The organism is Okeania hirsuta (genome assembly GCF_003838195.1).
Taxonomy (GTDB): domain Bacteria; phylum Cyanobacteriota; class Cyanobacteriia; order Cyanobacteriales; family Microcoleaceae; genus Okeania; species Okeania hirsuta.
Map to the genome: position 1 here is coordinate 1 of NZ_RCBY01000258.1, position 9,651 is coordinate 9,651.

Consider the following 9,651-nt stretch of genomic DNA (forward strand, 5'->3'; position numbering starts at 1 on the left):
AGGCTATAGACCCACTCCGACTCCATCTCGAACTCGGTAGTGAAATGTAGTGCTGGCGAAGATACTTTGGGGGTAGCCCCATGTGAAAATAGCTCGATGCCAGGGTAATATTTAGCGAAGCATCTTTCTGATATATGGGAAAGATGCTTTGTTGTTTTTGGCAGTAGTGGATTGCCATCTTTTTTTGTATATATTAGATTTGTATATATTAGAATATTTAATTTATTGATATCTTCTTGCTAATCAGTCCAATTTTTTTGAGGAGGATAGAATGAGTAACTTTGTTGCTATGTTAGTATGGAGGTTATAAATTTACAAACCTAAGAGCTGTTTTTTGGCCAAATGGAAACCTGAGGTTGAAAGGTAGTGTTTCTCAGAGTTCATCGAAAGAATTAAAAGAAAATATCGCCAGTCTGTCCAGTCAAGAGGCAGTTGATATATTAGCAGACCTCAACCCAGTCAAATATAATTACATTGCTGATCATAGTAAAACTCTGAATGCTGGTTTTATTGCTTAAGAGGTTCCAGAGTTAATAACTACTGACGAATACAAGGCAGTTAAGACTATGGATGTTATCGCAGTTTTAACTAAGGTTGTTAAACAACAGCAAGAAGAACTCGAAACCTTGCAAGAGGAAATTCAATTGCTCAGACAAACAAAATAACAACAGCGATCCAGTACAAAGAAACTAAAGATACTTTGGGGGTTCCCCCATTTAAAAATAGCTCGATGCCAAGATTATTATTGATTAAAGCCTGTTTCCGAAATTTGAGAAACAGGCTTTTTGGGTTTTTTCCAAATAAGCAAAGTAGACAAGCAAACAAATATAGAAAAATTAGCCTTTGACACAAACAACTTGTTTAAGAGTTGCTACAACTTCTACTAAATCATTTTGCTGATTCATCACTTCCTCAATAGACTTATAAGCACTAGGAATTTCATCAATAACGCCTCCATCTTTCCAGCATTCTACTCCTTCAGTTTGCTTCACTAAATCATCAACAGAAAAACGTTTTTTAGCTTGAGTGCGAGACATCATTCGGCCAGCACCATGACTACAGCTACAATAACTTTCATGGTTTCCTTTTCCTTTGACAATGAAGGATTTTGCTCCCATTGAACCGGGTATAATTCCATAATCTTCTTCCTGTGCTCGCACAGCACCTTTACGAGTTACATAAACTTCTTCCCCAAAATGTATTTCTTTTTCCGCATAATTATGATGACAGTTCACATCTAATAGTGGTTTTGTTGGTTTACCACCTGCTAAATGCTTTTCAACAATTCGCTTAAAACGAGCCATCATTGTAACATAAAAAGATTACGGAATGTAGGTAAGGATATAACTATGAAGAGGACTAATTAGACATAGGAGTGGAAATTACACTTATGGATCATTTTTTGTGTTTTTTTTCAGAAATTTTCTTCCCTGTTGCCAGATGAGCTGTTGCCTCTCTTGGTGCGCATTCCCTTGCGTCTGACGCCGACGCGGGGTCGCACCGCTGTTGCCTACTTCTGCAAAAAGTCTATTATTTTTCACCAGATGTCTATTAGTTAGATAAAGCGATGAGGAGATAATTGCTTGATAATTTCATCATTTTCTCCGACTACATAATTAGCGAATCTTTTAGCTAGGGGAGGTACAAATACAAAGGGACTACTGAACCCAGAAAAAATATGTATCCCTTCTAGATGAGGAATAGCTCCTATGAGGGGTAAGTCGTCAGCACTGTATGCTACTAAGCAGTGATGCCAGGTTGCAGGTAAATTTTCTAATGCAGGTAAAACTTTTCCGATCTCTGCTCGCATAGCAACTTCACTTTGAGTAGGATCGATTTTAGTGTAGGGGTCCGTGAGTACGCGGGAAATTTGACCTATTCTGATGCTACCGTTTTTAAATTGAATTGCACCAGCATCTAAGCTAAATGGCACAAATTCGTGACCAGGTTCATCCCACATTTGCTCAAACTCAACTGTACTTGTAGCAGCTTCACATTGAAAACGTTTTTGTACTGCTGTTAAAACGCTAGTATTTAGTTGCAATTCCACAGGAGGAATTTCTAACATCTCGGCATGGGTGAAGTAAACACGGGTGGGGATGCCTGCTGATTTTAGGAAATGACGAGAAATTCCACCAGCACAAATTACTACATTGGCAGCGTGATAAGTTTGAGTAGTTGTGTGGACTCCAGTTATACGATCGCCTGTTTTTACTAACCCCGTTACCTCTGCAATTTCAGTTTGACCTCCTATTTTGGTAAATGCTTGACAGTAGGCTAAAGTTGTTGCTTCTGGGGAAACATGACCGCTAGGAACAGTTAAAGCTCCTGCGATCGCCTCTTGATTTAGTAAGGGTTCCATTTCACAGGCTTCTTGGACACTAATTAGGCGAGGTACAATATTACACTGAGAGAAATTAGTAGCTATTTTTTTTGGGTCATATTCGGTGGCGATGGTTAGCAATAAATCTAACTCTTGAAATTGTGTATCTGCTTCTAATTCTTCAGATAGATAATGATGACGTTCTTTTGCTTCCTGAAAAAGTTGATTAGTCAAATCTGTAGTACCAGACCAGTAGGATAAAATAGCATAACTATAACGGGTTGCACCTTTTAAAGTAGGGTATTTTTCCAACAGGAGTACGGTAAAACCTTTTTTTGCCAATTCATAACTGAGAGCTGCTCCTGTTATTCCGCCACCAACTACAATCCAATCGTAACTTTTCATAAACAATTTACTCTAACATTTTCCTGATATCATAATAGGTATTTAACTAATTAGATTATTTAGGCAAATAATTATGCAGTTTTTGAATCAGTTATTCAGCATAAATACCAGACTAAACAAGCAAATTTGTGGGCTGATAATTATATTGCTATCAAGTATAACTTTACCTAGTCTTAGCCTAGCACAGTTGCCTCGTTTTGATTCTCAACCTTTAAAACAACCTTCACCAGAAAAACCGTCTTCGACTGTATCACCATCAAATACTGTTCAAACTCAGCCTAGTCAACTCCCAAAACAACCTTCACCAGAGAAACCGTCTTCTACTGTATCACCATCAAATACTGTTCAAACTCAGCCTAGTCAACCCCCAAAACAATTAATTGTTAATGACTCTACAGCTCCTTTACCTGGAACAAGACAATTGCCTATTGGCATTATTCAACCTGTAAATGGTTTGGTCAATATCAAACTTGCAAATAATACTGCTGCTACAATTTCTTATGAGATAATTGGAGATACTACACAACGCCAGTTGTCAGGAAAATCTGAAGTTATTTTAAGGAAATTAAAAGTTCCTGTCAATATTACTTTTTATCGGGATAAGGGAGGTTTTTTATTGATAAAACCTCAGTTTATTGTTGAAAATAGTCTTTTGCTGTTAAATATGACTGAGACTAATAATTTTAATTTGGATAAATCTAGTTTATTAATTGAAGAAACTGGAAGTGTATTTTTAAATTAGAGGACGTTTATATTTTAGCTTTTTTTCAATTATTTTGTTTCTTGAATAAGTTTAATAATAAATTTCCTCAATAATTTTTTCTAAAAAATAAGCATAAAATCACTAAATATTGATTAGTATCCTGTATTCCTATTTACAATCTTAAACTTCCAGATTAAGTCAATCATAGTGAATTATTGATGATAATTATCAATTATTTTGTCAAGATGAATTAAATTTTTATCAATCAATAAAATTGCCAAAATCATTTGATTTTTTGTATATAATTATAGACAATACCATAAGTGGTAGATAAATAGCTTTAGGCTTTCAAGCGTAATTTATGCTTTAATTTCGTCCCTTATCTAGGTATTTAGTTAATATGTATAGCAATGATAGAGAAGATAAAGTTCAGATCAATCTGAAATTAACTCGTGGTAAATGGCAACGCTTCCAAGTAAAATGTAAGGATAATGATGCTACAGCTTTTGAAGTTTTAAATTTGTTTATCGATCTTTATTTAGGAGAAGAAATAGATAGCAATCAAAGTATTTTATCACTTAGTTTAGAAACCAAAATTAATGTAGCAATAGGAAAGTATATTGGAAACAAATTGGATAGTTATATAGACAAATACATAGAAAAAAAATTGATTCAAGAAGTTAAAGAAATAGATGATAATGAAGCTCTAGTAACTCCTACAAAAAATAATAGATTACAAAGTATAGAAAAAGAAAACCTTGTATTTAGGGATAAATATGAATATGAACAATCATCAATGACAACAGTTATCGAACAAAAAGAAATGACAAAAAGCTTGTTGAATGATGATGTTGAAGAATTAAAAACTGCGCGGGAACTAGGGAAAGTTTTAGGTTGTTCTCCTGCGTATATAACTACTCTTAATAGATTAGGCGATCTGGAACAAAGAGGGTGGAAAGATTCTGGAAAAAGACAAGGTAAGGCTATTCTTTATCAACGGATAACAACCTAATTATTTTCTTGAGCAGGGGAGTAGGAGAGTAGTAAAAATAAGAATAATTAACAATAACTGGCGTGCTAATTATCAAAAAATTTATTCAGCCTGTGTTAATTACTTAATAGTTGAAGTATCACTTAAGCATAGCATTCTTTTTTCAAATTGGTATAAGACATGAAGTGGCGTGTCGAAGACTATCCATAAGCAATTTTTCCTTCTGCCTTCTGCCTTCTGCCTTCTGCCTTCTGCCTTCTACCTTCTGCCTTCTTCAAGAAATACCTTGGGAAATAAAACCTGCCCAGTAGTAAGGATGAGTAAATGGAAGACTCTGTTGACAAAACCATGATAAGAGTTCCTTTTTTTGTTGTATTTTTTCTGAATTTTCTTGTTTCATGTATTGTTCTAGATATCCTTCTAGCTGTTTTCTATAACTACTAAGCTGAGTTCCTGTTAAATAACGAAGTTGATTTTGTGCTTTTTTCAATGCTTCCGAACAGCTATATTTTTGGCGATGTTGATAGTAGAAAATACAAAATAATGCTGTGGCTAAATCTTCTACTAACCATAATGAGCTAATTATATGACGGGCGCCTGCACTAATAAAAGCACTAGCAAATGTGAGAATATCGTCAGAAATTTTAGTTTGATTGAGATTAATTTCGCAACTGGAAAGAAATACATCAAATAATTCTGGTAAACGCCAAGCAAAAACTTTACTAAGAACTATATCTCCATCAAATAATTTTAGTTTTGATGATAAGGGATTGACAAGATTTACTTGAGAAATGTGACTAGAATGCAGCACTTGTACTTGTTGAATAAAATTGTGGTAATTATTAATTTTTGCCTGACTATATTGCAGACGTTTTTGGGGAGAAATTAAGTACATATTTGCTAGAGTTTCACATTCATATCTTGTATAAAACTTATTTGTTATAGGAGTTTCCACAATTCCTATTTTGCGGGGATTATTAATGAGCGTTCGCTCTGAGCAATAATTGAGAATTTGACAACTAGGTAAAATTCTTAAACGGAAATAATCACACAAATACTTTGTTTCTTTTTCTCTAGTAACTGGTAAAGCAACGTAAGGTATTTGATGTAGATATAAATGGGGAATAATAATTAATTCTTTTATCTCATTCAGTTGTTTTATCAGTTGATTGAATTCTAATTTTTCTGATAATTCTGAAAGAAAAGCCTCCATTTGATTCTGCCATTCGCTACTATTTTCTGCATGGAGTTTCAACCAATTATCATGTATCCAAGTTTGTAATTTATCAATTCCCTCTCCTTGACAAATATGAACAGTAAGTTGCTGCTGATTCAGAAGGAATATATAGGTATTATTTCTAGTTGAATAAAAATCTATAATGGCAGTTTGTTTATCCTTTACTAACTGCTGAATCTCTGAAAAACTCAGATATGTCACTTGTAACTGTTCCGCTAGTACGCGATCGCTATTCCAAATTTTTTGCCAAATTTTTTGCTGTTTTTCTTTCAATAAAGCAATCTTTTCTTGATTCTCTGATTTAATTTCTTTGATGCTAAATCTACTTCCCACTGTAATTGGTTTATTAATTCTAGTAGTATCAAAATTGAGCTGATTAATTTGTTGTTGTAGATCATAATATTCTTCTACTTCTGCTGGTTTTTCCTCATTTTTATAAATATCGTTTATCATCATTAACTCTACTAAACGACGAGAACGAGAAGCTTCTACATATTCTAATGCTTGTTCATATTCCTCAATCTTGACATAACATTCGACTATGTTCCCATACATATAAATTGATTCAGCTAACATCTCTTTGTAAGATATTTCGGTATTTGCCAAACTTTGAGTTGTTTCTAGCAACTTAATTGCTATTTGATAACTTTCAATAGCAAGTTGCCAATTTTCATTTTGAAATCCTAAATCGCCTAATTTACGATAAATTTGTAGACATTCAAGTGGAAAACTTTCTACAGTAAAAATATTTAATGCTTGTTGATATGCTGTAATTGCTAGTTCAATATTTTGATAAAAATCAGCAATATTTTCTATATTTTCTATGACTTTATTTTCTCTAACTTTATAACTATAAGCATCACCAAGATTTTTTTGAATAATTCCCCACCATAAAGCAAATTTTTCTGGATTAATAACTTGCAGCACTTGTTGATAAACTACAATTGATAGTTCAATATTTTCGATTATTTCTGCTGTATCTCGGTGGAGGTAAGCAGTGCCCAGATTTATGGAAATTATTACCCAATCTAATAGAGAATCAATAGGAGTAATTTCTGTTAATGCTTGTTGATAAGCTGTAATAGCTAATTCAATATTTTTGCTTTTTTGTCCTATAAATCTATTTAAGTAAGCAATGCCCAGATTTTTTTGAATATTTGCCCACTGGTAAGGTTTATTTTCCCTATTAATAATTTTTAATGCTTGCTGATAAGCTGTAATTGCTTGCTCAATATTTTTCTCTACATTTTCTGTCATTCTATTTAGATAGGCATTACCAAGATTGCTTTGAGTTACTGCCCAGTCTAAAGAATTTTTTTCCCGATCAATCATTTGTAATGCTTTTTGGTAAGCATTTATTGCTAATTCAATATTATCGCCGACTTTTCCTGTAATTCTTGTTAAGTAGGTATTAGCTAAATTATTTTGAATAGTTGCCCATTGTTGGGGAAAATTTTCTTGGGTAATAATTTCCAATGCTCTTTCATAAGCGATTATTGATTGTTCAATATTTTTGGCTTTATCTCCTTCAATTCTATGACTATAAGCATTACCTAAGTTACTTTGAATTCTTGCCCAGTCTTGGGGGATATCTTCTCGATCTATTAATTTTAATGCTGATTGATAAATTTCTATTACCTGCTCAATATTTACAGATTTATCTCCATAAATTCTGTTGAGGTAAGCAGTGCCAAGATTGTTGATAATGCTTACCCAGTTATGAGTTTTATAAGCATTATTGTATACAGTTAATGCTGTTTTATATCCCGTAATTGCTATTTCTAAGTTATCTGCTTTATCCCCAAGAGTAAACTCTTGTATCTGGTTACTGAAGTTAACTATATCTGCAGCAATACTATGAGCTTCTTCTGGTTTAATTTCTACTAAGGTTGAAGTTGCCCAAGTTTGTAAGGTTTCTACTAAACCTTGGTCTAATTTGTTGAGGTTTTCTTGCAAAATAGGGTGAATAATTTGAGGATTGTTTTTGCTTTCGTGGGTTGCTTGTAATACCTGGGTTAAGAATTCTAAATATTCTAAAGGGGTTGCTGTTGCTGAGGTGTTTTCTGTAATTGAAATGTCTAATTTTTCTGATAGTTCTACTGCAAAGGTGAGTAATAGTTCTTGAGCTTCCTCGTTCCCTTTTTCTGCTGATGTCTGTGCCATCATTATTATTGTTTGGAGTAATCCTTTATCTAGTAATTTTTGGTTAGTTGCTAGGATTTTATCTTTTCTTTCTGTGGGGCTATTTAATAGTTGTTGAATTAGATTTATATAGGCTTGGATGCGGTTTTGATTCATCTTTATATATACTTTTTGTCTACCTACTAATACTTAGGTAGTACAGTTAAGTGACTCTAAAATCCGTAGAATCTATTGTTATGCTTAAAACTTTTGGTTTGGGTTGACCTAGTGGGTGTATTAATATTGAATCAAAAGTCAAGTATATAGGCATAATTACCAACTTAGAATAAGTATATCATTATTTTCTGATTTTTCAGCAGATTACGATTTTTGTCGATTTTTTTTTAAATTAAAAATCAAAAACTCATAATAATTATATCTGTTTGAAAAATTATGTATGAGTATGAGAGGATAATTTTTCCGATCTTAATATCAAGTCTGGGGAAATAAGTAGGAAGATTGTTCAATTAACTCAAATCCACTGTTGATCTTTTTAGTCATCAATCGATCTTGTCATATAAACTCGCTATTGTTAACAGAACTGAAAAAGGGTTTAAAGTTTTACCTAGACGTTGGGTAGTGGAAAGAACTTTTGCTTGGTTAGGCCGTAATCGTAGACTTTCTAAAGATTATGAAGAATATTCTCGCAACAGCGAAGCCTTTATTCATATTTCAATGATTAGTTTAATGCTCAAACGTTTAGCGATCGCTACTAATACTTCATAATTATTTACAAACAGCCTCTTAGAGATCCGAAAAATCCCCTATAATAAAAAAAAACGCTGCTAGCTAAACACACTGGCGTAGCTCGTCACGCTTGGAATTGGGGATTATGGTTGACTAGGAACATCCTTAATCACAATTTCAATAATCCTGAAAGTAAACTTAAATTTCCCACATCTATCGACCTGCATAAACTTTTAGTAGCAATGGTTAAACCTAAAAACTATTGGTACTACGAGGTTTCTAAAACAGCGCCTCAATATGCTTTGAGGTATTTGTCCGTTGCTTGGAAACGCTGCTTTAGCAAAGTTTCTGGTCAACCTAAATTCAAGAAAAAAGGTAGGGATGATAGTTTTACTCTAGATGGCTCAATATCGGTAGGCTTTAATCACATAAAATTACCAAGAATTGGATGGATAAAAACTTTTGAAATCTTGCCAGATCATGTTACTCCTAAATCTGTAACTATAACTAAAAAAGCCGATCGTTGGTTCATTAGCTTCAAGATAGAAACAGAACCTCAAGTCACTGAGAAATCAGTTGATGTAGTTGGTGTAGATTTGGGTGTGAAATCACGCTTCTTCACTCTCAACTGGTGAAGTATTTCCAGGAGCTAAATCCTATAGAAAGTTAGAAGCTAAACTTTCGCTTGTTGCAATACTTGAATCGAAATAAAGTCAAGTTTTCTAATAACTGGAAAAAAGCACAGCTAAAAATAGCGAGACTACACACTAATGTTGCTGACATCAGAAAAGATACATTGCATAAACGTGCCTACTTATTTGGCGAAAAACCACAGCCAGATAGTAATAGAAGACCTTAATGTATCAGGTATGATGGCTAATCACAAGCTAGCTAAGGCTGTTGGTGATATGGGTTTTTATGAGTTTCGTAGACAGCTAGAGTACAAGTGTGAGTTATATGGTTCATCCTTAACCATTGTGGATAGATGGTTTCCTAGTTCTAAAACCTGCAGTAGGTGTGGAACTGAATCGCGAGTCTCTGTCTTTATCGGAGCCTGTATTCAACTGTGAACACTGCAATTTTAGCTGTGATTGCTCCGCAGCGCTAGCGCGAACGAGACTTAA

The 9,651-nt window shown here is 33.7% G+C and carries 8 protein-coding genes, 1 rRNA gene and 1 pseudogene; 7 read left to right on the forward strand and 3 right to left on the reverse strand.

Going from position 1 to position 9,651, the window contains the following annotated elements; genetic code table 11:
• Both rrf and D5R40_RS27170 read left to right on the forward strand, forming a co-directional pair.
• Positions 1–105, forward strand: a 5S ribosomal RNA gene (gene rrf / locus D5R40_RS27165); the annotation flags it as partial.
• Between the two features lie 251 nt (positions 106–356).
• Positions 357–518, forward strand: a complete 162-nt coding sequence (locus tag D5R40_RS27170; protein WP_161564677.1) for a tail fiber domain-containing protein — start codon at positions 357–359, stop codon at positions 516–518.
• A 318-nt stretch (positions 519–836) separates the two neighbouring features.
• On the opposite strand, the gene D5R40_RS27175 is transcribed toward D5R40_RS27170, so the two are convergent.
• On the reverse strand, positions 837–1,307 hold the full coding sequence (locus D5R40_RS27175) for an RtcB family protein (protein WP_338043244.1): 471 nt from the start codon (positions 1,305–1,307) through the stop codon (positions 837–839).
• A gap of 248 nt (positions 1,308–1,555) precedes the next feature.
• Positions 1,556–2,728, reverse strand: a complete 1,173-nt coding sequence (locus D5R40_RS27180) for an NAD(P)/FAD-dependent oxidoreductase (protein ID WP_124146917.1) — start codon at positions 2,726–2,728, stop codon at positions 1,556–1,558.
• Positions 2,729–2,873: 145 nt separating this feature from the next.
• Here D5R40_RS27180 and D5R40_RS27185 point away from each other — a divergent pair, with 145 nt between their 5' ends.
• On the forward strand, positions 2,874–3,470 hold the full coding sequence (locus D5R40_RS27185; protein WP_124146916.1) for a hypothetical protein: 597 nt from the start codon (positions 2,874–2,876) through the stop codon (positions 3,468–3,470).
• Between the two features lie 361 nt (positions 3,471–3,831).
• On the forward strand, positions 3,832–4,443 hold the full coding sequence (locus D5R40_RS27190; protein ID WP_124146915.1) for a hypothetical protein: 612 nt from the start codon (positions 3,832–3,834) through the stop codon (positions 4,441–4,443).
• Positions 4,444–4,696: 253 nt separating this feature from the next.
• Here the strand turns inward: D5R40_RS27190 and D5R40_RS27195 are convergent, their stop codons facing one another.
• Positions 4,697–7,957, reverse strand: a complete 3,261-nt coding sequence (locus tag D5R40_RS27195) for a CHAT domain-containing protein (RefSeq protein ID WP_124146914.1) — start codon at positions 7,955–7,957, stop codon at positions 4,697–4,699.
• A gap of 405 nt (positions 7,958–8,362) precedes the next feature.
• Here D5R40_RS27195 and D5R40_RS27200 point away from each other — a divergent pair.
• The 3 genes and pseudogenes from D5R40_RS27200 to D5R40_RS40150 all read left to right on the forward strand — a co-directional run.
• Positions 8,363–8,566, forward strand: a pseudogene (locus D5R40_RS27200) (transposase); the annotation flags it as partial.
• A gap of 110 nt (positions 8,567–8,676) precedes the next feature.
• Entirely contained in the window at positions 8,677–9,162 is a 486-nt protein-coding gene (locus D5R40_RS40145) for a hypothetical protein (protein ID WP_240039145.1), read from the forward strand.
• Positions 9,163–9,399: 237 nt separating this feature from the next.
• A complete protein-coding gene (locus D5R40_RS40150) occupies positions 9,400–9,597 on the forward strand; it encodes a zinc ribbon domain-containing protein (RefSeq protein ID WP_240039148.1) in 198 nt (65 codons plus the stop codon).
• Positions 9,598–9,651: the final 54 nt, after the last annotated feature.